The organism is Phyllobacterium phragmitis, assembly GCF_002980495.1.
Classification (GTDB): Bacteria; Pseudomonadota; Alphaproteobacteria; order Rhizobiales; family Rhizobiaceae; genus Paramesorhizobium; species Paramesorhizobium phragmitis.
The window spans coordinates 115425-138599 of sequence record NZ_PVBR01000011.1 but is presented as its reverse complement, the minus strand read 5'-3'; the positions used below and the strand labels follow the sequence as shown (position 1 = coordinate 138599).

Genomic DNA, 23175 nt, shown 5'->3' with positions numbered 1-23175 from the left:
TCGCGATCGCTGGAAGCCAGACCGGCGGCAACGCCATCGCCGTTCACCTCCGGGTGGTTCTGGCTCATCTTGCGCTTGTCTTCGATGCGTGTGCTTGCATCAGGCGTTTACCGCCGCCGCCGCCGAATCGACTCGTTGTCGTAGTCGAGCATACGGGTGAGGCTCAATGCCACCAGTGTGCAGATTGCGCCGGATATCAAATAGCCGCCGATGAAGATGATGCCGAAGCTGCTGGCAAGCCCGAGCGCCACGAGCGGCGCAAAGCCGGCACCCACCAGCCAGGCGAGATCCGAGGTGAGGGCTGCGCCCGTATAGCGATAGTATCGTTTGAAACGCGAGGAGACCGCGCCCGACGCCTGGCCGAAGGAGAGGCCGAGGATGCCGAAGCCGATGATGATGAAGGCGTCCTGGCCCATGCTGCCCGCATCGAGAAGGAAGGGCGCGGAAAACGAGAAGATCGCGATGATGACAGCACCGATCATCAACTGGTTGCGGCGGCCGATACGATCGGCGATCAGGCCGGAAAGCACGATGCCGATGATGCCGACGACCGCGCCCGCCACCTGCACCAGGAGGAACTTCGCCGCCGGCTGGCCGCCGTGCAGCGTCACCCAGCTTAAGGGAAATATCGTGACGAGGTGGAACATCGCAAAGCTCGCCAGCGGCACGAACGCGCCGAGCACCACATCGCGGGCATGTTTGCTCAACATCTCGAAGACCGGCCGGGGTTCCAGTTCCCTGGCCTCCATCGCGACGCCGAATTCCTTGCTCCCAACGATGCGCAACCTGGCGAACAACGCCACGACATTGATCGCAAAGGCGACGAAAAACGGGTAACGCCAGCCCCAGGCGAGGAAATCGGTTTCCGAAAGATTGGAAATGAAATACCAGAAGAGGATGCTCGCCAGCGCGAAGCCGACGGGTGCGCCGATCTGCGGGATCATCGCATACCAGCCGCGCCGGTTCTTCGGAGCGTTGAGATTGAGCAGCGAGGACAGCCCGTCCCATGCGCCGCCGAGCGCGAAACCCTGCCCTAGCCGAAACAGCGCCAGCAGCGCTACAGCCCAATAACCGATCGTGTCGTATCCGGGCATGAAGGCAATCGAGGCGGTCGAGCCGCCGAGCATGAAAAGCGCGATCGTCAGCTTCGTTCCCCGCCCAAAATGGCGGTCGATCCACATGAAGACAAAAGAGCCCACCGGCCGCGCCAGAAAGGCGAGCGGGAAGATCGCGAAGGACATCATCTGGGCGGCTAGCGGAGTGGACGCGAAGGGGAAGATCAGTTTCGGGAAGACCAGAATGGAACCGAGCCCATAGACGAAAAAATCGAAGAATTCCGACATGCGACCGATCACCACGCCCAGCGCGATGCTACCCGGCGAAATCGCCTTGCCGTCGTTGATGCGACGGGCGTCCCGTTCGAGGTCTGAAGATTTGGGTCCTTCGAACCAGGGTTTGACGACCGTGCTCATGCTATTTCCTCCTGCCTGTCTCGACCTGCGGATGAAATGTCGAACAAACTTGGGGAGAGATCAAGGAATCTTTCCCCAAAAAGCCGATGATAAGATGGGATAAGTATCTGGTCACATCGTTATTGTGTGTTAACTTGGCCTCAGCAGAGATGAGCCGGGGGTATCCAATGTACAGATTCTGAAATTCGTAATGTCGATATCGGTCCCAATAAATACACGCAAATTCTTGATTCTAGTGCCGTGATTCGAAGTTCACTTGATTTCGATATCGGCTTCGAGAGCGAACTTTGAAGGGGCACACTCGTCGGTAATTCACTGGAACCGGGTTTTGCTATGCTGCGATGAATTGCTGCAGTGCGGCCAACGGCCTCATTCCGCAAAAGCGGCGTTGGCGTTACTCCGACTTACGCAAAACATAAAATTCGAGCACGCAAGATGTCCATGCACCCCAAAATCGTCGGACGATTGTTCGCTTTCCTTGTTCTGCCGCTGTTGTCCGGCTGCAACATGGTCGTCATGTCTCCCTCCGGCGATATCGCCAGGCAGCAGGCAGACCTGATCCTTGTCTCGACGGCGCTGATGCTGATCATCATCGTGCCGGTCATTTTCCTGACGCTGTTTTTCGCGTGGAAATACCGTCAGTCCAACACCGAAGCACCCTATGATCCGGAATGGTCTCATTCGACCCGGCTTGAGGTCGTCATCTGGTCGGCGCCGCTCGCCATCATCATCGCGCTGGGTGCGATCACCTGGATGAGCACCCATAAGCTCGACCCCTACCGGCCGCTCGACCGGATCGATGCCGAGCGCCCGGTCGCCGCGGATGTGAAGCCGCTCACAGTGGAGGTCGTGGCGCTCGACTGGAAATGGCTGTTCATCTATCCCGATTACGGCATTGCCAGCCTCAACGAGATGGCGGCGCCGCTCGACGTGCCGATCAATTTCAAGATCACCGCGTCCTCGGTCATGAATTCATTCTACATCCCGGCGCTTGCCGGCCAGATCTACGCCATGGCGGGCATGGAGACGAAGCTTCACGCGGTTATCAACCGGACGGGTGAATATGAGGGGTTCTCCGCCAATTTCAGCGGCAGCGGTTTCTCTCACATGCGCTTCAAGTTCCATGGCCTTGACCCTGCCGGTTTCGATGCCTGGGTCGCCTCCGTACGGCAAAAGGGATCCAGCCTGACGCGGGCCGCGTACCAGGAGCTGGAGCTCCCGAGCGAGAAGGAGCCGGTCCGCCACTATTCGACCGTCGACAGCGGGCTCTACGATGCGATCCTCAACATGTGCGTCGATCCCTCGAAAATGTGCATGAAGGAAATGGCCATGATCGATGCCCGGGGCGGCGGCGGCCTGGACTCGGCGAATATCGTCTTCCAACTGACCTATGACCGGGAGCGCAACTGGGGTTCGATCGGGCGCCAGTCTCGTCCCTTCCTGCTTGCCCAGTGCACACCGGAAGGCGCCGGGCCGGGAGGCAGCGAGGTTCTCCCGCCACAAAGCCGCTCGCCTTTCCCCTCCTTTGGCCCCTCCTATGGCAAGGGCGGTGACCTAAGCCAGGTTTCGTCCGGCACGGTCCTCAGATAATCTTGAATCCAACTGGCGCCGCCGGCACGTAAAGGTTTACGACGATGTTTTCCAACCCTGACCTTATGAAGTTCATCTTCGGCCGGTTGACCCTGGAATCGCTTCCCTTTCATGAACCGATTCTTGTCGTGACGTTCATCGGCGTCATGATCGGCGCGATCGCCGTTCTCGGCCTTATCACCTATTACCGGTTCTGGGGCCCGCTTTGGCGAGACTGGATCACCAGCGTCGATCACAAGAAGATCGGCATCATGTATGTGATCCTCGCGATCATCATGCTGGTTCGTGGTTTCTCGGACGCCATCATGATGCGCATCCAGCAGGCAATCGCCTTTGGCGGCCATGAAGGCTATCTGCCGCCGCATCATTATGACCAGATTTTCACGGCCCATGGCGTCATCATGATCTTCTTCGTGGCGATGCCGTTCGTCACCGGTCTCATGAACTTCGTCGTTCCGCTGCAAATCGGCGCGCGCGACGTCGCCTTCCCGTTCCTGAACAATTTCTCCTTCTGGATGACGGTCGCCGGCGCGGTCATCGTCATGATGTCGCTTTTCATCGGCGAGTTCGCCAAAACCGGCTGGCTTGCCTATCCGCCACTCTCCGGCATTGCCTACAGTCCGGATGTCGGGGTGGATTATTACATCTGGGGCCTGCAGGTGGCCGGCATCGGGACGACGCTTTCCGGCATCAACCTGATCGCGACCATCGTGAAGATGCGCGCGCCGGGCATGACCTTCATGAAAATGCCGATCTTCACCTGGACCGCGCTGGCCACCAACATCCTGATCGTCGCCTCCTTCCCGGTCCTGACCGCAGTGCTCGCGCTTCTGTCGCTGGACCGTTACCTCGGCATGAACTTCTTCACGAACGACCTCGGCGGCAATCCGATGATGTATGTGAACCTCATCTGGATCTGGGGCCATCCGGAGGTCTACATCCTCGTCCTGCCGGCTTTCGGCATCTTTTCCGAAGTGGTCTCGACCTTCAGCAGCAAGCGGTTGTTCGGCTATACCTCGATGGTCTACGCCACATGCGTGATCATGATCCTCTCCTACATCGTCTGGCTGCACCATTTCTTCACGATGGGTTCGGGCGCCTCCGTGAATGCTTTCTTCGGCATTACCACGATGATCATCTCGATCCCGACGGGCGCGAAGCTGTTCAACTGGCTCTTCACCATGTATCGCGGACGCATCCGCTACGAGGTGCCGATGCTGTGGACAGTCGGCTTCATGGTGACCTTCACCATCGGTGGCATGACCGGCGTCATGCTCGCGATCCCGCCCGCCGATTTCGTGCTGCACAACTCACTGTTCCTGATCGCGCACTTTCACAACGTCATCATCGGCGGCGTGGTGTTTGGGGTCTTCGCCGGCATCAATTACTGGTTCCCGAAGGCGTTCGGCTTCAAGCTGGATTCGTTTTGGGGCAAGGTGTCGTTCTGGTTCTGGCAGATCGGCTTCTTCTTCGCCTTCATGCCGCTCTACGTGCTCGGACTGATGGGCGTGACGCGCCGCATGAGTCAGTTCGACGATCCGTCGCTGCAGATATGGTTCAGCATCGCCGCATTCGGCGCCGGCCTGATCGCGCTCGGCATCGCCGCCTTCTTCGTCCAGATCTTCGTCAGCATCCGCAATCGCGAGGCGCTGCGCGACTTGACCGGCGACCCGTGGGACGGGCGCACGCTGGAATGGGCAACGTCGTCGCCGCCGCCGGAGTATAATTTCGCCTTCACACCCATCGTCCACGATCATGACAGCTGGTATGACATGAAGAAACGCGGCCATACACGCCCATTGGGAGGCTTCAGGCCGATCCACATGCCGCGCAATACGGGCGCGGGCTTCATCCTGGCCATGATCGCCATCGGCTTCGCCTTCGGGATGATCTGGCACATATGGTGGCTGGCCATCATTTCGTTTGTCGCGATGATCGCGGTCGCCATCGGCCATACCTTCAACTACAACCGGGACTTTTACATCCCTGCCGAAACCGTGACCGCGACCGAGAATGCGCGCACCAGACTGCTGGCGGGACAGAGCTGAAATGATAAGTAAAACACGCACCCATCAGGCCGCACTGGCAACCGAGAATCCGGAATTCTATCTGACGGACAAGGATCATCATCCCGAAGGCAGCACCATGCTGGGCTTCTGGCTCTATTTGATGAGCGACTGCCTGATCTTCGCCACCCTCTTCGCCGTCTATGGGGTGCTTGGCCGCAACTATGCCGCAGGTCCATCGCCCGCCGATCTGTTCGATCTGCCGCTCGTCGCCGTCAACACGGCGATGCTGCTCTTTTCCTCCATCACCTATGGTTTCGCCATGCTGTGGATGGCGCGTGGGGCCAAGCTCCAGACGCTGTCCTGGCTCGCCGTCACCGGCGTGTTCGGCGCGATCTTCCTGGCATTAGAGCTTTACGAGTTCAGTCATCTGATCCATGCGGGCGCCGGCCCGCAACGTTCGGCCTTCCTCTCCTCCTTCTTCACGCTGGTCGGCACCCACGGCCTGCATGTCACCTTCGGTATCGTCTGGCTGATTACCCTCATGGTGCAGGTATCGAAGTATGGGCTAACCCAAGAGAACCAACGCCGGCTGATGTGCCTCAGTATGTTCTGGCACTTCCTCGACGTCGTCTGGATCGGCGTCTTCTCCTTCGTCTACCTGATGGGAGTCCTCGGATGAGTTCGCATCCCCATGCCCCGGCCCACCACAATGCGGGCGACACCCATCATGGCCATGATGGGGGCCATGATGCCGCTCACGGCTCCTTCAAGGGCTATATGACCGGTTTCGTCCTGTCTGTGATCCTGACGGCCATTCCCTTCTGGCTGGTCATGAGCGGTGCCATCGACAGCAAGCTCCTCACGGCGGTTCTCGTCATGGGGCTTGGCGCCGTGCAGATCGTCGTCCACATGATTTATTTCCTGCACATGAATCCACGCTCCGAAGGCGGCTGGACGATCATGGCGCTGATCTTCACCATCGTGCTTGTCGGCATCCTGCTCGCCGGCTCGCTCTGGATCATGCATCATCTCAACGCGAACATGATGCCCATGTCGCCGGAGATGATGAAGAACATGCCCTGAGCATGATCCCGAACCGAAGGTCAGCGTCAGCAAAAAGTCGGCTAGCTTTTCGGATAAGTTCATGCGGCTAAAACAGGGGTGACGGATATGGCCGTGGACCGCGCTTCGACTGGTGGGGCAGGGGAGGAAACTCCCGGTCGCACGCGTCGCTCGCGGTGGTTCATGACGGTCGCGATGCTGTTCATGACAGTCGTTTTCTTCGCGCTGGGCACCTGGCAGATACAGCGGCTGTTCTGGAAGCTCGATCTGATCGCTCGCGTCGAAGCCCGCGTTCATGCGGCACCCGTGCCGGCACCCGCGCCGTCCGACTGGGCGGGGATAACGACTGAACGGGACGAATATCGGCATGTCACGGCATCCGGAAGGTTCGACTATGACAAGCATGTGCTGGTTCAGGCGGTAACCGGATTGGGCGCCGGTTTCTGGGTGATGACACCGCTTCATCAGCCGGACGGCGCGACGATCCTCGTCAACCGCGGCTTCGTGCCAACCGACCGGCGTGACCGGGCCTCGCGCGCGGCTGGCGAGGTTGCCGGTCACGTCACGATATCAGGTCTTCTGCGCATGAGCGAGCCGGGCGGCGCTTTCCTGCGCTCGAATGATCCGAAGAACGGCCGCTGGTATTCCCGCGACGTTGCCGCGATCGCTGCGGCCAAGAACCTTCACGATGTCGCGCCTTATTTCATCGATGCCGATGCGACGACAAATCCCGACGGCCTACCGGTCGGCGGCCTGACGGTCGTCCGCTTCCGCAACACCCATCTGGTCTATGCGATTACCTGGTATCTGCTGGCGCTCATGAGCACGGGGGCAGCCTATGCCTTCCGGAAGGTGGCTTAGGTCCATATGTGGACGGCTCCCATTTGCAAGCCATTTTTGGCCCCTGAACATTAAAGGGCATAGATATACGACAGGTAGATCAAAGGGGGAACGGGATTGCGCGGCGTTCTTCTCATCGATGGGTGAAAGCCCACAAGCAGAAAGGATGGCAACCGTGACGAAAGATACGATGATCGGAGTGGACTTGGCAAAGAGTGTTTTCGTGCGACTGCAAGTCGTGTGAGTTTCTGTTTCACAGGAGGAGATATTGCCTGAAGAAACCGGCTGTTCCATCAACCGTTCTCTACCGGACATGCGGAGCCGGTAACGACTCGGTATGAAGCTCTGGAGACAACGTAGCCGCCGGATATCCGGTACGCCGAGCCGCTAGGCAAGGCGGAATCTGCCAGCATGAAGGCGGAGAGGAGCAAGGGATGGGCGGGTACGACCAACGTATGTGAACTTCCGATAACCGCGACCCTCCTTGGCGGCGTGTGACAGCATGACGTCACGGGGTGGATTGTGTGTCGCCTTTGCGGTCGTGTTCGCTCCATCGTGTCATTTTTGGAGATTTGGCCTCAGCACGCCCTCGGGCGAATGAGCGGTGGGCATGTATCCATTCACGTTCCCTTCTGCCACGGCTACGGATGGGATGAAGTGGATGTCCTTCCACCGAACCGACAGTGAACTTTCGCTACCTGCGCTCAGATATTGACCTTCGCTGGAGGTGTGGGTTCTCACTTTCAGCGGCACGCCTGCGACGTCCATCAGATAGCGTACCGATGCGCCGGCGACGCTTGCTTCCAGCACCCGCGCGCGGAGATTGAGGGCGTCTTCCGAGGTGGTGCCGATCTTGATCGCATGGGGCTGAATGATCGCCGTTTTTCCCGGTGCTTTCCGCGCCAGAATCTCGATCCGGCTGGCTTCGATGATGTTGGCATCGCCGATGAAGCGGGCCACGAAATCGTCCGCCGGGCGATAATAGATATCCTGACCGTTGCCGGTCTGGACGATGCGTCCGGCATTCATCACCGAAATGCGGTCGCCGAGCGACAAAGCTTCATCCTGATCGTGCGTCACGAGGATGCTGGTCAGGCCGGTTTCGCGTTGAATGCGTTTGAGTTCCTCGCGCAGGCGCTTGCGGATCTGAGCATCGAGCGCAGACAGAGGTTCGTCCAGCAGCATGAGCTTCGGTTCGAGCACCAAGGCCCGCGCGAGCGCCACCCGCTGCTTCTGGCCGCCGGAGAGCTGGTGCGGCCGCATATCGGCGCGGTCGGTCAGCGAGACCGTATCGAGTGCCGCATCGACCTTGTGCCCTATGATGCGTTTTTCCATCCGGCGCTGTTCCAGCCCGAAGGCGAGATTCTGGCGGACCGTCATGTTGGGAAACAGCGCATAATGCTGGAACACCATGCCGATGCCGCGGTCCTTGGGCGGCAATGCCCCGATGCTGCGGCCTTCGAGGACAATCCTGCCGCCGTCGGGGCGGACGAGGCCGGCAATGGAGCGCAGCAGAGTGGTCTTGCCGCAGCCGGAGGGGCCGAGCAGGACATGCATTTCACTCTTCCCGACCGCCAGGTCGATATTGTCGAGAACGGTCGTGCCGCCATAGCTGGCGCGGATGCCGTCAAGTAGGAGATAGGTCATGGCCGGCGCTCCGTTTTCGTCAAGAGCCAAAAGGCAATGAGGGTGATGGCGAGGATGAGCATGAAATACAGAACCACGATCACGCTGGAAATGCGGCCGCTGAGGCTGCGCTGGGCGAACATGTACATCTGCAGCGTTTCGAAATTTCCGCCGACAAGCATCTTGGCGTAGACGAACTCGCTGATGAGACCGGCGAAATTGAGCACGATGGCGATGGTGACGCCGGGCAGGATGCAAGGGAGCACAACCCGCCGCAGAATCGCCAGGTCGCTTGCACCGAGCAGGCGGCCCGCATTGAGCATATCGGCAATGTCGAGGCTGCGCAGGCTGTTCTTGACGCCGATATAAAACATCGGGAAGCACAGCGGCACATAGGTCAACACGAGCACCAGCGGCGTGCCGCCGATCTGGAGCGGCGGAGCGGAGAAGATCCGAAGATAGCCGACCATCAGGACGATGGCGGGTATCGCATAGGGCAGGATGACGAGCCTCGCCATCCAGCGGTCGAGCGCCGGCCAGTATATATGGGCCGCGACCACCGCCGGCACGATGATGGCGGTGGCGAGTGCGAGGGCGACCGCTGCCACCGCCACGGAGCGCAGGAGCGCGGCATGGAAGCGCGGATCGGCAAGGACACTGGCGTAATACTGCCCTGTCAGCCCGGAGGGCAGCACGGTTCCCGACCATTCCGACGCCACGGAGTTCATGAAGGTAGCGATGAGCGGCAGCAACATCACGAACACCATCAGGCCGAGGAAAACCTTTGGCGTGTCGATGCGAAGCTGTTTCATCCTTGCTTCTCCCTCGCGGCGATCTGGCTGACGATGATCGGAACCAGAAGAACGACGAAGAGGAGGATGGCGATGGCGTTGGCGAGGTTGGGGTCGGAGAAGATGTCGCCGGACACCAGTTCGCTGATGCGGATCGTCACCACGTTGACGCTGGTTCCCGTGAGCGCGATGGTCGTGGCATAGGTACCCATGGCATTGGCGAAGAGCAGGATGGCGATGGCGATCAATTGCCTTGCCACGCCCGGCAGGCCGATCCTCAGCCAGAATCGCGCCGGTCCGGTCCCCATCAGCATGGCTGCCTCCTCCAGTTCCCGGCCGATGGCGTCGAGCGCCGGCGTGATCAGCAGCGTTGCCAGCGCAACCTGAAAGTAGCTGTAGGCGATAATGAGCCCGGTCACGGAATAGACGTTGAACTCCTCCAGAAGCCCGGTCGCCTTGAGCATGAGCGTGAACATGCCGTTCAGCCCGAACAGGAAGATGATGGCCATGGCAAGCGGCACGCCGGCGAAATTGGCCCCGATATTGGCGAAAGCCATGGCGGCGCGGCGCAGCCCGCCGGAGTGGCCGCGCAGACAGACGGCGACGAGAAAGCCGAAGAACATACCGACCGCGGTGGTGATCAGCGAGATGCCGAGCGCATTGAGAAAGGATTGCCGGTAATAGCCGTCGGACAGAATGGTCCGGTAGTTGCCAAGCGACCAGACACCGCCCGAGATGAAGCTGTCGTGCACGACGCTGACCAGCGGCCAGACGATCAGCAGGGCGAGCATCATGAGGAAAGGCAATGCCAGAAGGCGCATGGAACCCCCTTTTCCCTTCATGGCGTTATGCCTTGTTCCTCAAGAGCCCGTCGGGTACCGGCAGGCCATGGGTGTCGATGCCAAGCAACGAACAGATCAATCCGGCGATTTCCGTCTGCTTTGGCGGGGCGGCGGTATCGAGGGTGAAGACGTCCCCGCCGATTGTATAGAGCGGCACGCGCGCTTCGGTCTCGTGGGGGCCGCCGTGATTGCCGTCGTCGCTCATGCCGTGGTCGCTGGTGACGAGGACCGTGTAGCCGGCCTCCCGCCAGCTGGGCAGATAACGGGCGAGAAGATCGCCGGCATTGCGGGCGGCATCGCGATATTCGCGCGATGCGCCGCCGTGCTTGTGGCCCTCGTCGTCGATGTTCATCGGGTGAAGCAGCAGGAAATCGGGGTTGCGGCGCCGCAGCAGCATGTCGGCGTCGGCGAACAGATGGCTGTCGGGATAGCGGTCGTCCCAATAAAAGGAGCCATGGCGGATCTCGCCGGGAAAATCCTCCACATGCCGGAATTCCGGTGAGAACGGCGCCTGATTGTAAAGCTCGAAATACCAGTGATAGGCCGCAGCGGCGGTGACGAGGCCGGCCTTCGTGGCCAGCGCGAAGACATTGTCCACCCTGGAGCGACGGACGATTGCATTGCTGGTGATGCCGTGCGCCACCGGCGGCAAACCGCTCATCAGCGTCTCATAGAGCGGCCGCGATATGGACGGCAATTCGCTGCGCACCTCGTAGACCTGCGCTTCGGCGGCGGCTACCAGCCCTTCCATATAGCCCAGACAGTCGCGGGCGGTCGCGTAGCGCAGCCCGTCCAGCAGGATGAAGATCGTTCTGTTCATGTCATTGCTTCGTAAGTGTTTGCGGGGCGGGCAGGTTGAGGCTTTCGCGGGTGGAAACGCCTGCGAAAGCCGATCTGTGGCCGGACTTGGCGCCGTTCCTTACATCTTGGGAGCGACGAGTTCGCGCCAGAGCCTGGTCAGTTCGGTGGCCGCTTCCGTGGTCCACAGTTCCGCACTGATCGGGCGGGCCTTGGCATATTGCTCGGAAGGCAGCAGCTTCTCCTTGGCTTCGTCCGGCAACTCGATGTGATCGACGCGGATCGGGCGGGCATAGCCGTTGGCAAGGTTGATTTGGCCGGCATCGCTCAGAATATATTCGCGGGCAAGCTTGGCGGCGTTCGGCTGCTTGGAATATTTATTGATGATCGTGGCATAGCCGCTGGTGACGGAGCCGTCGGAAGGGATGACGACCTTGAATTTGTCGCGGCCGACCACGTCGCGATAGTTGAGGGCGTTGAAGTCCCAGATCGGCGCGACCTGCACCTCGCCCTTTTCCATCGTGGCCGGATTGACGCCGTTGGCGAGCAGACGGCCCCGCTCGGCGAGCTTGGCAAAGAGTTCGACACCGGGACGGAGATTGTCTTCGCCGCCGCCCGTGGCGATGGCCGCGGCGAGAACGGCGGCGTTGTCCTGCGCGCCGGAACCGACCGTGCCGATCGAAACCTTGTAGTCGCCCTTAAGCAGATCGGCCCAGGAGGCTGGCGGATTGGCCACGTCGGTCGAGATCAAAAAGGCGATGGTGCCGGTATAGCCGATGATCCAGTGCCCTTCGTCGTCCTTGGCCCAGTCCGGGATCTGATCCCAAGTGGTCGGCCTGTAGGGTTGGGTCACGCCGCGCGCCACGGCAATCGGACCAAACTCCAGGCCGACATCGCCGATGTCAGCAGTGGCGTTGACGCCTTCATTGGCAAATTTGGCGATCTCCTCGCCGCTGCTCATGTCGGTGTCGGAGTGCTTCAGGCCGTATTTTTCCGTCAACTGGGCCCAGGTGTCCTTCCAGTTGGCCCAGCCATCCGGCATGCCGACACTGTAAACGACGCCTTCCTTGCGAGCCGCGTCTTCCAGGGCTTGAAGATCGTCTTGTTGTGCACCGGCGCAGACGGTCGCCATGGCAAGGAATGGAAGCGAGAGAATAGCTGCATGTTTCACGATAAAATCTCCTTGGTCTAGACCAGATCAACGGCTAAATAGCGTTCTGTGATGACAGCGCCGTGACAGCGCGATGGAAATTTGCGGCCGATAAACGCGGAGGGGAAATGTCTGACACCAGGAACAAGAGCAGCGCGGGCGGGGAGGCTGAGGTTCTGGAGCAGACCCTGCGCCGAGATCTCGTCTCGGGGCGTCTTGCCACCGATATGCGCCTGCCTTCCGAGAGGCAGATGGTGGGAATTTATTCCACCACCCGCATCACGTTGCGCGAGGCCCTGTTCCATATGGAAATCGACGGGCTGATCTATCGGGAAAATCGGCGGGGTTGGTACGTGAGCGGTCCTCGGCTGATTTACAATCCGCTCCAGCGCTCGAATTTTCATGTGATGGTGGCCCAGCAGGAGCGGCGGGCGGAGACCGAACTGGTCGATGCGGTTTCAGCGCCTGCGCCCGACGACATCTGCGTACGAATGAAATGCGCGCTCGGCACCGAGTTCTGGCGCGTTCGCCGCCGGCGCCGCATCGACGGCCGGCTGGTGCTGTTCGTCGAGCATTATCTGTCGAAAACGGTGTTCCCGAACATTTTGCAGCATGATCTGCGCCGCTCGCTCACCTCAATCTATCAAGAGTATTATGGGATCGACTACGGCCCGGCCTATTTCGAGATCAATCCTATAGCGCTGCGCGGTATGATCGCTGATAAATTGCATTGTACCGAGGGCGCATACGGACTGAAAATCACGCGCGTCAACTGCGATCTGGCTGGGCGTCTCATCGATTGTGACCTGGAATACTGGCGGCACAATGCAATCTCAATCCAGATTGACGCCGTTCCGCATGGTTCCTGATCAACTGGGCGCCGATTGGCATGGAGGCGAACGTCGGCATCCCTACATAGAAAGAACCAGTGAGGACGAGGGAACGGCTGGTGAACGCGACGCTCGAAGGACCTTCTGTATCCCTCTGCCGAAGGCCGTCTGACTTGATTTGAGAACATGCTTTAAGTCCATGCCTTATGTCATGCGCTACGGTCGTTTCACAAATTGAGGTCCTTCCCGCTGATGATTTTCGGCGGCGACGGGATTGGACAGACGAAGAGAAAATCCGGATTGTCGAGGGTGGCACAGCGCGAAATCAATGGACCTCAAGCGGTCTGGCGATCTGCGCGATACGCTGGAACTTCTTCCTGTAGGCAGACGGCGACAATCCCACGCCACGCTTGAAGACCCTGCGAAAAGAGGCCGGGTCATCATATCCGACCGAGACGCCGACCTCGTCGACCGATAGAGTGTCAGTCTCCAGCATTTGCTTAGCTTCTTCGATTCGCAATGCCTGTACGTATTCTATCGGCGCAAAGCCCGTGGCCGCCTTGAAACGGCGCGAAAAGGTGCGCGCATTCAGACCGGACCGCGCGACCATTCGCTCCACCGGTTTGGCCATTGCATAGTTGTCGGCGATCCAGGTCTGGCAATCCGAGATCGGCCCGTCTTCCGACGCCATGGGACGGGTCATCACCGCATAGGGGGATTGGCCTTCGGAATGCCCGCTGATCAGGAATACTTTCGCGGTCTCGATCGCTTGCCGATATCCGCAGTATCTGGCGATCAGATAGACCGCCAGATCGTGCCAGGCGCTGACCCCGCCGGCGGTTACGATGCGGTCGCCTTCCGCCTCCAGGCAAAGGACGGACTCGTTGCGAAATGCGATCTTGGGATAGTTACGCTGGAACATGCTTCGATAGGCCCAATGGGCCGTCGCCCTATGCCCGTTCAAGAGGCCGGTTTCGGCGATCAGGAGAGCCCCGGAACAGACCGAGCAGACGAGCGCCCCATCTCGATGGAGTCTCTTCAGCCAGGCCGCCTCTCGTGGGTAGCGGCCCGTGGGCACATCATGGATCGACGTATACATGTCGCAGACGATCACCGCGTCCGCCCTGTCCAAATCGTCGATGGCTGCGTGTGGCTCGACCGGGATATTGCCCAGACAGTGAAACGCCTTGCCGTCCGCCGAAGCGATCTTGACCTCCAGAAGTTCCTGCCCCGGCGTGCCGGCGACCATATCGGTGTATACCGCCCCGGCCGACAGCAATACGTCATAGAGGCCATAGAGGACCGAGGCCGAGGTTTCCGGCTCCGCCAGCAATACGATCAATGGCTTTTTTGAACTGTTCACAGTGGTCTTCCAACCATTTTGGCACGGTTTTGGCGCGTATGCCCCGGTCGCCTGTCCAGTATGACCCGTTCATGACCAAATCGCCACTGCCCCGACCGCTGGGATCGTCGTAGCTCCATCGCAGTTGCAAAGGAGTTTTGAAATGAATGATCTGACAACGGCTCTCAACCCGATCACTGAAAGTTTTGGCACTGAAGATTTCGGCGGAGAGATATTTCGACCCGGCGACCCGGGGTTCGACGCGGCAAGAATGGTCTGGAACGCCATGATCGACCGGCGCCCGGCGCTTATCGCGCGCTGCAAGGACGTGGATGACGTGATAGCGGCCGTATCGCTGGCTGTGACGCAGGATTTGCCCATAGCAATCCGTGGCGGCGGCCATAATGTGGCGGGTCACGCAGTCTGCGACGAAGGCGTCATGATCGACTTGTCGCTGATGCGCGGCGTCACGGTGGATGCCGAGGCGCGCGTTGCCGTCGTCGAAGGTGGCGCCCTGTGGCGCGATGTCGACAAGGCCAGCCAGGCGCATGGCCTTGCGACGCCCGGCGGTCTCATCTCGGAGACCGGCGTGGCCGGGTTGACCCTGTCCGGCGGGATCGGATGGCTGCGCGCCAGGCACGGACTTTCGGTCGACAATCTGATCGCGGCGGATGTGGTCACGGCAGACGGCGTTCTTGTCCGTGCCAGTGACGATGAAAACCCTGACCTGCTCTGGGCGCTCAAGGGTGGGGGCGGTAATTTCGGGGTCGTCGTCCGGTTCGAATTCGCGCTTCACCCCATCGGCCCCGAAGTGATGTTCGCGGCCCCCATATATGCCCTCGACGACGGCCCCGGCCCGATCCGCGCATGGCGCGAATTTCTGGCCAGACATGGTGATCGTGTCGGATCGCTTTGCGAGTTCTCCACTGCCGGCGGCGAGGATTTCCCGGAAAAGTACCGGGGAAAGCGCGTCTATACGCTGGCTTGCGTCTATAACGGGGATGCTGCGGAAGGCGAGACGTTGCTTCAGCCCTTGCGCGACCTCGGCACCATGGTCACCGATTTTTCCGGTCGGATGGACTACTGCGATGTTCAGCAGCTCTTCGACACGCTGATGCCATCAGGCGATTTCCGTTGCTACTGGAAAGCGCGGTATCTGACCGGCCTGAGCGACGAGATGATTGACCTTGCAATGCAGTACGCCATGACTGCGCCCTCGGACAATACGCTGTCATCTCTGTGGAATTTCGGTGGGGCGACGGCGCAGGTCCCGGTTGAGGCCACTGCTTTCGGCGACCGATCCATGGGGTGGATGTATTCTCTGGACGGTGTCTGGTCCGATCCTGGCGACGATGCCGCGAACATTGCCTGGGCCCGCGATGGCTGGAAGGCATCGGAGCGCTTCGGCCATCACGGTCGCGTCTATCTCAACTTCCCCGGCCACGGCGAAGACGGTGCCGCGCTGACCCGCACCAGTTTTGGATCGAATTACCAGCGTCTTGTAGACATCAAGACGAAGTACGACCCTGAAAACCGGTTCCGCTTCAACCAGAACATCGCACCGGGGACTTGATATGCGCGCGCCGTCACTACTTCCCGTGGCCGGGTCGGGCACTGTCTTCTTTACCGAAGGCGGGTCCGAAACCGAAATCATGTATCGTCATGGCTTCGAACTGCCCGAATTCGCCATGTTCCCATTGCTCGACATCCCAAGCGCCGTCACCGCCATGCGCGACATGTTCCGCGCACAACTGGATGTGGCAGCCGAGTTCGGCCTTGGTTTCCTGCTATCCGGGCTCGACTATCGAGCGAGCCCGGACTGGGGCGCCAAACTGGGCTATTCGGTGACGGCGCTGGCAGATGCCAACATCGCGGCCATCGCCTTTCTGCAGGAGATCGCAGACGACTACCGCGACCAGATCCCAAGCCTTTTTATCGGGGGAATCCTAGGCCCGCGTGGCGATGCCTACGGGTTGAACCGCGATATAACCGCTGAAAGTGCGGAGGCGTATCACGCGGTTCAGCTTGAAACGCTGAAACGGGCGAAGGTGGATTTTGCCTGTGCGATGACCTTCAACAACATCCCGGAGGCCGTCGGCGCGGCACGCGCCGCCGCGCGGATCGGCGTTCCGCTCTCGGTTGCGCTGACGCTTGACCGCACCCATCGCCTCAAGTCCGGCCCAACGCTTGGCGAAGCAATCACCGAGATTGATGCGCAAACCGGGCTCGATGCGCCGGACTACTACCTGGTGAACTGTTCGCATCCGTTGGAATACGAGCCTGCGCTCGACGATGGCGCGTGGATCAGGCGACTGCGCGGCGTGCGACCAAACGCGTCGAAGATGGAAAAAATGGCACTGTGCAAACTGAACCATCTTGAAGACGGAAATCCGGTCGAGCTTGCAGGGCAGCTAAAGGATCTGCATGCCCGGTACCCGCATATGGACGTTTTCGGAGGCTGCTGCGGCACGGGCGACGAGCATCTGCGCGAGATCGCAAAAGCTTTGAGGTCAAGTCTACCCGAGCAAACAGGCTGGTGCCCGGCCGAGTCCGGAATTCCCGTCTGAGGCGAAATACCGGATGGCTCATGCCCGCTTCCAGCCAACGTTGCACCTATCGTGCTGCCTCTCTCGTGTTACGGTCGGCTCACCTCAATCACGCCAAGCGGAATGCCATTGACGAACAACACCAGATCAACGCGGATTGTCGGCCCGCCAGTCAGTGTCCGTTCCAAAAAGAGTTGAGTGATTTCAGCAGGTTGTGATTCCGTCGGATTTGCGAGATTTGATGGAGATCACGATGCCCTGGACTGAAATCACCCGGCCGCACTATGAGCGGCGTTGCCCCCGCTACGCAAGCGATATGCCGGATGCTGAATGGGGGCTGATCAAGCCGATGATGCCAGCGCCGAAGCGGCTTGGCCGATCGCGCAAGACGGACCTGCGCGAGGTGGTGAACGCGCTTTTGTATATGGCCTCGGCCGGCTGCGCGTGGCGGCTCTGCCCAAGGACTTTCCGCCGTTCTCGACGGTTCAGAAATACTTCTGGCGCTGGCGTGAGGAAGGACTGCTGCGCACCATAGCCTGATAATGGGCGCCAGCCGTAGGAAGAATCCAACGGTTGATGCATTGAAATCCCAGAAATCCATTGAGATTTCCATGGCGATCTCTCCGTCAAGGCCCAATTCGTATGAACTTTCAACGCCGAGAACCGCGATCGCCGTTGCGACGAGGCGCAGGGCAGTCGTGCGGACCGTGTTTCTTGTGTCAATGCCCAACATGCTTCGGATGACGTTCATGATAGATCAGCCAAAAAAGCATGCCTTCAATGCGCGACCGTTGGTTTCTTTTACTTTATTTTCCAAAGGAGTGGAGAGTATAAGATTGTATTTATACTGGGGAATCAACTTCCGATAGCAGCTTCGCGAGCTTCGTCATCGGACAGCCTGCCGACACGCAAGCGGGCCGGCTGCCTCCGTCCGTCGCGGGTTGGTGCAGCCGCGGCTCTGAAATCAGGATTTCCATGTTTCTATGAGAAGGGGAAAGAGGCCCGGCTTTGAGGTGTTTGCGGGTGGGGCCGGGCCTCAGCGCCGATGGAACATCCGGCTTGCAATTTGTGCGATAATGATTGGTGGATCGCAACCCTAATAAATGGGGGGCAATTTGCCACGGTTTTGCCTTAATTAAAGGCAGCGCAATGGTTACGCTTTTTGCCTGATCTTGTCATGATATAATCAGCATATAACCAGCCAGGAAGTCGCATATGTCTGATCGTATCGAGAAAAGCATCGCGCGCAAAGCTATCAGCGGATACGGAGATCACACGGCAGGCCATCACCAAGCACCTTCGCGTGCTGGAGAATGCGGGTCTGGTGAGCTGCAGCCGGGTTGGCCGCGAAAGCCAATTCTCCTTCGGAGGCGGTATCAGGCGGAGGCGGCGCTCGTTTTGTCCTGGTCTCTACGATTGTTCTCGATGTTTGCGGCGGCGAACGCCAAGGCTTCGATATCCCGGTATCCGAGATTATAGAGACGCATCACTTCTCTGGCGAGCCGATCGGCATTTTTGCCCAGGGCAGGGCCATGGCCGAGGAGAGCGGTGGCTCTATGATAGGCTGCCTGCATGATCCGCCAGTCTTCGCTCGTATAAGCGGATTCAGGGCCTGGATAGCCACCTCTTATGGGCATGTCGCTCTCCGTTCAGCTATACCGGGCTCTGCAAGATATCGCAAAATGGTTGGAGTTGCCTAGGCACGAAAAAAGTGTGGGCCTCACACGAAAAAGAGTCAAATTGTTTCAAATATTGCCAGCGTTTCAGACGCTTGCAGATATAGAGTAGAAACTACGCGGCGGCTCCTATGAACCAAAACCCGTGAGAACGCACGGAGCCTGCCGCACGGCCGGCAGGGGAGGGGTCTATGTGATCACGCTCCAGGATGCCAAATGCACTTAATCTTATCACTCGAGCTTTCAGAGCGCAGGGGTGAAGTGCAGAAAACCTTCAGAATTACACCGGAAGCGAGCTATGTGCTTTCCGTCAAGAATCCGGAGAAAGGCAGCCCAGCCTATGCGGGCCTGCGGGAACAGGACAAGGCAGACTATCCGGAAAAGTTGCAGGAAGAGTTCCGAGACCGGCGTTTTGACCGCGAGGATGTGGAATTGCTCAATTTCGAGGGCGCCGAGTTTCTTCTCGTGGGCGCCAGGAAAGACCCGGAGGCAGCTTATGGCATCGAACTCGACACTGATCCCGCCGATTATGGACATGCCGATACGGTGCGCCGGCTGCGTATAGTGAAATCGCGGCATCCGGTAAAGCCGCTCTTCGAAGGACGGTGGGACTAAAAGGAGTCTGGGAAAAGTAGGAGCCGATTTTTCGATCGTGTCGAAACGGAACCGCTCGGATCACGCCCGCAATATCTATTCAGACGATGGCGCCACGCAGCTCATTCACCGCAATGCAGATCACAACAAAGACGCTGGCATAGCTCAGCCACAACAGCAGGTCTTTCAGTACCCGGTCATTTGCTTCGTTCATTGCAATACCCCCCAAGAAGTTGCGAGAGATAAATAGTATTATTAACGAAATGTCAACAGCGTCTTCATCGCGTCCTGAAGTTGAACGTGTAGGCCCGACGACAGCGAGAGGGTATGACCATTGTCGTCGGGCCTGATGAGAGACGGGTAGTAGCCGATAAGCCTCTCTGTCGGCTACTGCACAGTTCCTTGAATCGGAACCGATTTGAGGATGAAACTATGCAGCATTTCAAGATGTTAGAGCGTCCTTTGCGCATCCAATGGGATGCGTGGCGCTCTATGTCTCGCGTGCCAACACCGGCAGACTTGGCTTGGTGTGTTTCACAAGCTGCCGGTGCTTTTCGTAACCTGCTGTGCGCGACTTTGTTCCTCCGCAGAAGTAGAAAGCCATTGGGTGGTAGGCTTATGAGCAGGATTGAAATGGCGCCCGGCAAAGTATGCGGTGGCTTCAGCCGGCCATTCATGGTGTGAGCATGACGAGGCCCGGTTAGAGTTGGGGGCGGGGGCACCGGGCCTCGGCTGTCAAACCAACAGCCTGGGCAATGTGGCGAAAGATCAGGATCGTGGAAATATCCACATATTGGGTACGTTTGATCGAACGGCTTAGCCGATTCATGAGGCGTTTCGGCCCGTGTAGGGTTCCAGAGCCGAGTATGGATGCAGGATCACGCCGAGCCGGCGCTGTTTGGCAACGTCGTTCGCGTCGGTCGAGGATGGCCTTGCCTTGGATGCGGGCGTGGAAAGGGGCAGCGCCATTCTCCTCAACATCTCTCCCAAAAGCGTTCATCTGTTCGATCGTGAAACGGAGCTTGCTGTTTCAGGTTGAGCGGAGCGTCTGACAGGCTCTCTCCAGTCAGCCACGAGAATGAACTTGACTCGATATGTTATTACGTTACAAGGCTCATCGTGCGATCGAGCGGTATTGATCGGAGCCAGACGGCGAGATGAAATTCTGTGGCGATGCTGATGTGGTGGACTGTATGATGAGGTGAAATTGTCCTGAGAGCTTCATCTTGACGGCAGCCTTCCGTCGGGCCTAAGAACGTGGTGACGGTTCCCCGAAGAATGACTTCCAGGGGATTAATAGGGAACACGGTGCGGACGACCCAATCGGGACCAAGACCGTGGCTGCCCCCGCAACTGTAAGCGGATTGCCGAACGTCGTTGTGACATCCTTTCTCTTTGGGATGTCATGCCACTGCCGGGTTCTTCAACGAACCGGCGGGAAGGCAGATGTGGAGCAGATATCCGTGAGCCAGGAGACCTGCCGTCGAAGTCGAAATCCATTTTCACGGGCGGGGTTGCCCGTAGAGGAGACATCATGGCCAAGTCTTTCAGCCGGGTAGACCGGCTTCTTTCGCTCGTTTTCCATCCGCTTGATCAATCATTGCCCATGTCGGGGCCGGCCTCCGGCTGACACCGGCGCTGCATCCATTCCCGTTTGCTCGCTGCATTCGTCAGGATCGCGCCGGTTCGTGTCAGCGTCGCACATTCAAATTATCAAGCCATCTGGGGAAAACCATGCAAAACTCCATTCAAAAGCGTGCCCGAGGGGTCGCTTTCGCCGTTGCGATCGTTCTAGGCGTCACAGGAAGCGCTTCGATCGGCAATGCCGCAGAACGCACTGCGTATCCGCTGACGCTCGACAATTGCGGCGTTTCGGTCACGTTCGAAAAACCACCCGAAAGAGCCGTCACGATCGGCCAGAGCAGCACGGAAATCCTGCTGTCGCTCGGTCTCTCCGACAGAATAGTTGGAACCGCCGTCTGGGTGGGGCCTGTCCTCAAAGGGTTCGAGAGCCAGAACGAAAAGATCAAACGGCTTTCGGACAACAGCCCGAGCTTCGAATCGGTCGTCGCCCAGGAACCGGATCTCGTTGCCGTCCAGTTCGAATGGGATGTCGGCCAGAATGGCGCGGTCGGCACGCGCGAGCAGTTCTCCGAGCTCGGTATCCCGACTTATATCTCTCCCGCGGATTGCGTCGCCAAGGACAATTCCGGTGGTGGTGACGGGGTCCGAAAAGAGCGATTCACGATGGAACTGGTTTACCAGGAAATTCGCGAACTGGCGCAGATATTCGATGTCAACGAGCGCGGCGAGCAATTGGTGGCCGATCTGAAGAAGCGCGAGGCAGATGCTATCGCCTCGGTTGCCGGAAGCAAGACGGCGGGTTTGCCTGTCGTCTTCTGGTTTTCCAGCAAGGACGTTCGCGGCGATGCCTTCGTTGCGGGTAAAAACGGCGCGCCCGCCTATATCCTGCAGGCTCTTGGTGCGAAAAACGTGATCGACACGGAAGAGGAATGGCCGCTCGTCAGTTGGGAAACGATCGTCGGCAAAGATCCTGCGGTGATCGTTATCGCGGAAATGGATCGGCGTCGCTATGCCGCCGATGACCCGGCCGTGAAAATCAAATTTCTCGAAACCGATCCCGTCACCAGCCATCTCGATGCGGTCGGGAAGAAGCATTTCGTCATGATGGATGCGCAGTCGATGAACCCGACGATCCGCACCATCGACGGGATCGAGGCGCTTGCTCATGGCATCAAGACATTCGGACTGGCAGATTGAGCTTTCATTCCATGCATAGAGGGAGGCGAGGCATGCAGGCCTCGCTTGCCGTCCTGTTGATCGCAACCCTTGTCATCTGCATTGCCATGGCGATTTCCATCGGCGAGATGACGATTCCTTTGACGACGACCTTCAAGGTCATCGCCAATCGAATGTTCGGCATGGGCTTTGAGCTCAGCGACATCCAAGAGGGCATCATCTGGAACTATCGCCTGAGCCGCGCGCTCGTTGCCGCCAGTTGCGGAGCGGCGCTGGCGCTTTCCGGTGTCATCCTGCAGGCCCTGTTGCGCAATCCCCTGGCTGAGCCTTATGTGCTCGGCATCTCCGCAGGTGCTTCAACGGGTGCGGTGGCGGTGATGATCCTTGGTCTCGGCCATGGTGTACTCACCTTGTCGAGCGGAGCCTTCGCGGGTGCCGTCGGCGCCTTTGCCCTGGTCTCCATCCTCGCTGTGGGTTCGGGCGGTAGTCATGACCGGATCATCCTGGCAGGCGTCGCCGGCTCGCAACTCTTCAATGCGCTCACATCCTATATCGTCACGACATCAGCCAATGCGGAACAGGCGTGCGGCGTGATGTTCTGGCTTCTGGGCAGCCTTGGCGGCGTTCGCTGGCCGGACGTCTATATGGCGGCGCCGGTTGCGATCGGCGGCTTTCTCGCCTGTATGTTGCATGCGCGGGCGCTCGATGCCTTGACCTTCGGGACGGGTGCCGCTGTGGCGCTGGGCGTTCCGGTTGCCCGGGTGAGGATCGTTCTCCTGGGGCTGACTTCCATCATGACTGCGACGATGGTCAGCATCGTCGGTTCGATCGGTTTTGTCGGACTGGTTATTCCGCACGCGGCCCGTTTCCTCGTCGGGCCCAGACATCTGCGGCTGATCCCGGCATCGGCGATATCAGGGGCGATATTCATGGTGCTTGCCGATATCATGTCGCGGATCATCGTCCCGCAGCAGATATTGCCGATCGGTGTGGTGACTGCGCTGTTCGGTGCGCCGGCTTTTGCCTTCATTCTCTATAGGGCTAGAGTCGGGAGGGCAGTTTGACGATATCCCTTTCATAATGGGCCGATCGACCAGCGATGCATCGATCACCGGAGCTTGGCGCAGGGGTCGAGCAGGAACACGGTGGCGCTGGCCAATGCGATGCCGATAAGCGAGAGCACGTCCAGCACGCGCATCGCTGATATGACGAAAATACGGTCACTGTTTGAACCGGCATCCACTCCT

At 59.2% G+C, this 23175-nt stretch carries 21 protein-coding genes, 2 pseudogenes and 1 riboswitch; of the genes and pseudogenes, 13 read left to right on the top strand and 10 right to left on the bottom strand.

The features are described 5' to 3' along the window. Window positions 1–107: 107 nt before the first annotated feature. Window positions 108–1472, bottom strand: a complete 1365-nt coding sequence (locus C5748_RS15925) for an MFS transporter (RefSeq protein ID WP_105742916.1) — start codon at window positions 1470–1472, stop codon at window positions 108–110. A gap of 435 nt (window positions 1473–1907) precedes the next feature. Here C5748_RS15925 and cyoA point away from each other — a divergent pair, with 435 nt between their 5' ends. The 5 genes from cyoA (at window position 1908) to C5748_RS15900 (ending at window position 6994) form a co-directional block, all read left to right on the top strand. Further along, a complete protein-coding gene (cyoA, locus tag C5748_RS15920) occupies window positions 1908–3062 on the top strand; it encodes a ubiquinol oxidase subunit II (protein ID WP_105742915.1) in 1155 nt (384 codons plus the stop codon). 44 nt (window positions 3063–3106) lie between these two features. Further along, complete coding sequence (cyoB, locus tag C5748_RS15915; RefSeq protein ID WP_105742914.1) at window positions 3107–5110, top strand: cytochrome o ubiquinol oxidase subunit I; 2004 nt, start codon at window positions 3107–3109, stop codon at window positions 5108–5110. 1 nt (window position 5111) lies between these two features. Next, window positions 5112–5750 carry a cytochrome o ubiquinol oxidase subunit III gene (gene cyoC, locus C5748_RS15910; protein ID WP_105742913.1) on the top strand — a complete coding sequence of 213 codons (639 nt, stop codon included), beginning with the start codon at window positions 5112–5114 and terminating at the stop codon, window positions 5748–5750. Beyond that, window positions 5747–6154: a cytochrome o ubiquinol oxidase subunit IV gene (gene cyoD, locus C5748_RS15905; RefSeq protein WP_105742912.1), complete on the top strand. Its 408-nt coding sequence runs from the start codon at window positions 5747–5749 to the stop codon at window positions 6152–6154. Before cyoC ends, cyoD begins: the two co-directional genes overlap by 4 nt. 183 nt (window positions 6155–6337) lie before the next feature. After that, a complete protein-coding gene (locus C5748_RS15900) occupies window positions 6338–6994 on the top strand; it encodes an SURF1 family protein (RefSeq protein ID WP_425350265.1) in 657 nt (218 codons plus the stop codon). Between the two features lie 537 nt (window positions 6995–7531). Here the strand turns inward: C5748_RS15900 and C5748_RS15895 are convergent. From C5748_RS15895 to C5748_RS15875, 5 genes are all read right to left on the bottom strand, one after another. Next, window positions 7532–8620, bottom strand: a complete 1089-nt coding sequence (locus tag C5748_RS15895; RefSeq protein WP_105742910.1) for an ABC transporter ATP-binding protein — start codon at window positions 8618–8620, stop codon at window positions 7532–7534. Further along, the gene (locus C5748_RS15890; protein WP_105742909.1) at window positions 8617–9411 is read right to left on the bottom strand and encodes an ABC transporter permease; all 795 of its coding nucleotides are present in this window, start codon (window positions 9409–9411) and stop codon (window positions 8617–8619) included. The genes C5748_RS15895 and C5748_RS15890 overlap by 4 nt, the downstream gene beginning before the upstream one ends. After that, window positions 9408–10211 (bottom strand): ABC transporter permease, encoded by an 804-nt coding sequence (locus C5748_RS15885; protein WP_105742908.1) that lies wholly within the window; start codon window positions 10209–10211, stop codon window positions 9408–9410. Before C5748_RS15885 ends, C5748_RS15890 begins: the two co-directional genes overlap by 4 nt. A gap of 25 nt (window positions 10212–10236) precedes the next feature. Beyond that, the gene (locus tag C5748_RS15880; RefSeq protein WP_105742907.1) at window positions 10237–11052 is read right to left on the bottom strand and encodes an alkaline phosphatase family protein; all 816 of its coding nucleotides are present in this window, start codon (window positions 11050–11052) and stop codon (window positions 10237–10239) included. Between the two features lie 99 nt (window positions 11053–11151). Further along, entirely contained in the window at window positions 11152–12201 is a 1050-nt protein-coding gene (locus tag C5748_RS15875; protein ID WP_245581827.1) for an ABC transporter substrate-binding protein, read from the bottom strand. A gap of 62 nt (window positions 12202–12263) precedes the next feature. On the opposite strand from C5748_RS15875, the gene C5748_RS15870 reads away from it, so the two are divergent. Continuing rightward, window positions 12264–13049, top strand: coding sequence for a UTRA domain-containing protein (locus C5748_RS15870; RefSeq protein ID WP_245581826.1), 786 nt, complete (start codon window positions 12264–12266; stop codon window positions 13047–13049). A gap of 286 nt (window positions 13050–13335) precedes the next feature. Here C5748_RS15870 and C5748_RS15860 read toward each other — a convergent pair whose 3' ends face one another. After that, window positions 13336–14373 (bottom strand): GlxA family transcriptional regulator, encoded by a 1038-nt coding sequence (locus C5748_RS15860; protein WP_146119538.1) that lies wholly within the window; start codon window positions 14371–14373, stop codon window positions 13336–13338. Between the two features lie 142 nt (window positions 14374–14515). Here C5748_RS15860 and C5748_RS15855 point away from each other — a divergent pair, with 142 nt between their 5' ends. Together C5748_RS15855 and C5748_RS15850 are read left to right on the top strand one after the other, a co-directional pair. Beyond that, window positions 14516–15925: an FAD-binding oxidoreductase gene (locus tag C5748_RS15855; RefSeq protein WP_105742904.1), complete on the top strand. Its 1410-nt coding sequence runs from the start codon at window positions 14516–14518 to the stop codon at window positions 15923–15925. 1 nt (window position 15926) lies between these two features. Further along, window positions 15927–16919: a homocysteine S-methyltransferase family protein gene (locus C5748_RS15850; protein WP_105742903.1), complete on the top strand. Its 993-nt coding sequence runs from the start codon at window positions 15927–15929 to the stop codon at window positions 16917–16919. A 68-nt stretch (window positions 16920–16987) separates the two neighbouring features. On the opposite strand, the gene C5748_RS29500 is transcribed toward C5748_RS15850, so the two are convergent. Further along, the gene (locus tag C5748_RS29500; protein ID WP_158259866.1) at window positions 16988–17086 is read right to left on the bottom strand and encodes a type I restriction enzyme HsdR N-terminal domain-containing protein; all 99 of its coding nucleotides are present in this window, start codon (window positions 17084–17086) and stop codon (window positions 16988–16990) included. A gap of 65 nt (window positions 17087–17151) precedes the next feature. Here C5748_RS29500 and C5748_RS15840 point away from each other — a divergent pair. Both C5748_RS15840 and C5748_RS29230 read left to right on the top strand, forming a co-directional pair. Next, a pseudogene (locus C5748_RS15840) lies at window positions 17152–17420 on the top strand (transposase); the annotation flags it as partial. Window positions 17421–18111: 691 nt separating this feature from the next. Further along, window positions 18112–18264: pseudogene (locus C5748_RS29230) on the top strand (ArsR family transcriptional regulator); the annotation flags it as partial. Between the two features lie 10 nt (window positions 18265–18274). On the opposite strand, the gene C5748_RS27930 reads toward C5748_RS29230, so the two are convergent. Next, entirely contained in the window at window positions 18275–18535 is a 261-nt protein-coding gene (locus C5748_RS27930; protein WP_146119537.1) for a hypothetical protein, read from the bottom strand. Window positions 18536–18790: 255 nt separating this feature from the next. Here C5748_RS27930 and C5748_RS15825 point away from each other — a divergent pair, with 255 nt between their 5' ends. From C5748_RS15825 to C5748_RS15815, 3 genes are all read left to right on the top strand, one after another. Beyond that, entirely contained in the window at window positions 18791–19189 is a 399-nt protein-coding gene (locus tag C5748_RS15825) for a hypothetical protein (RefSeq protein ID WP_146119536.1), read from the top strand. Window positions 19190–20415: 1226 nt separating this feature from the next. Beyond that, window positions 20416–20667: riboswitch (cobalamin riboswitch) on the top strand. Between the two features lie 235 nt (window positions 20668–20902). Continuing rightward, complete coding sequence (locus tag C5748_RS15820; protein WP_105742898.1) at window positions 20903–21949, top strand: ABC transporter substrate-binding protein; 1047 nt, start codon at window positions 20903–20905, stop codon at window positions 21947–21949. A gap of 32 nt (window positions 21950–21981) precedes the next feature. Continuing rightward, window positions 21982–22992: a FecCD family ABC transporter permease gene (locus tag C5748_RS15815; protein WP_425350264.1), complete on the top strand. Its 1011-nt coding sequence runs from the start codon at window positions 21982–21984 to the stop codon at window positions 22990–22992. A 44-nt stretch (window positions 22993–23036) separates the two neighbouring features. Here C5748_RS15815 and C5748_RS29225 read toward each other — a convergent pair whose 3' ends face one another. Continuing rightward, window positions 23037–23171, bottom strand: a complete 135-nt coding sequence (locus C5748_RS29225) for a hypothetical protein (RefSeq protein ID WP_280953484.1) — start codon at window positions 23169–23171, stop codon at window positions 23037–23039. Window positions 23172–23175: the final 4 nt, after the last annotated feature.

Bases quoted from the DNA above. Each gene is read 5' to 3' on its own strand.
- C5748_RS15925 (WP_105742916.1), bottom strand. From the start codon at position 1,472: ATGAGCACGGTCGTCAAACCCTGGTTCGAAGGACCCAAATCTTCAGAC.
- cyoA (WP_105742915.1), top strand. From the start codon at position 1,908: ATGTCCATGCACCCCAAAATCGTCGGACGATTGTTCGCTTTCCTTGTT.
- cyoB (WP_105742914.1), top strand. From the start codon at position 3,107: ATGTTTTCCAACCCTGACCTTATGAAGTTCATCTTCGGCCGGTTGACC.
- cyoC (WP_105742913.1), top strand. From the start codon at position 5,112: ATGATAAGTAAAACACGCACCCATCAGGCCGCACTGGCAACCGAGAAT.
- cyoD (WP_105742912.1), top strand. From the start codon at position 5,747: ATGAGTTCGCATCCCCATGCCCCGGCCCACCACAATGCGGGCGACACC.
- C5748_RS15900 (WP_425350265.1), top strand. From the start codon at position 6,338: ATGACAGTCGTTTTCTTCGCGCTGGGCACCTGGCAGATACAGCGGCTG.
- C5748_RS15895 (WP_105742910.1), bottom strand. From the start codon at position 8,620: ATGACCTATCTCCTACTTGACGGCATCCGCGCCAGCTATGGCGGCACG.
- C5748_RS15890 (WP_105742909.1), bottom strand. From the start codon at position 9,411: ATGAAACAGCTTCGCATCGACACGCCAAAGGTTTTCCTCGGCCTGATG.
- C5748_RS15885 (WP_105742908.1), bottom strand. From the start codon at position 10,211: ATGCGCCTTCTGGCATTGCCTTTCCTCATGATGCTCGCCCTGCTGATC.
- C5748_RS15880 (WP_105742907.1), bottom strand. From the start codon at position 11,052: ATGAACAGAACGATCTTCATCCTGCTGGACGGGCTGCGCTACGCGACC.
- C5748_RS15855 (WP_105742904.1), top strand. From the start codon at position 14,516: ATGAATGATCTGACAACGGCTCTCAACCCGATCACTGAAAGTTTTGGC.
- C5748_RS15850 (WP_105742903.1), top strand. From the start codon at position 15,927: ATGCGCGCGCCGTCACTACTTCCCGTGGCCGGGTCGGGCACTGTCTTC.
- C5748_RS27930 (WP_146119537.1), bottom strand. From the start codon at position 18,535: ATGCCCATAAGAGGTGGCTATCCAGGCCCTGAATCCGCTTATACGAGC.
- C5748_RS15825 (WP_146119536.1), top strand. From the start codon at position 18,791: ATGCACTTAATCTTATCACTCGAGCTTTCAGAGCGCAGGGGTGAAGTG.
- C5748_RS15820 (WP_105742898.1), top strand. From the start codon at position 20,903: ATGCAAAACTCCATTCAAAAGCGTGCCCGAGGGGTCGCTTTCGCCGTT.
- C5748_RS15815 (WP_425350264.1), top strand. From the start codon at position 21,982: ATGCAGGCCTCGCTTGCCGTCCTGTTGATCGCAACCCTTGTCATCTGC.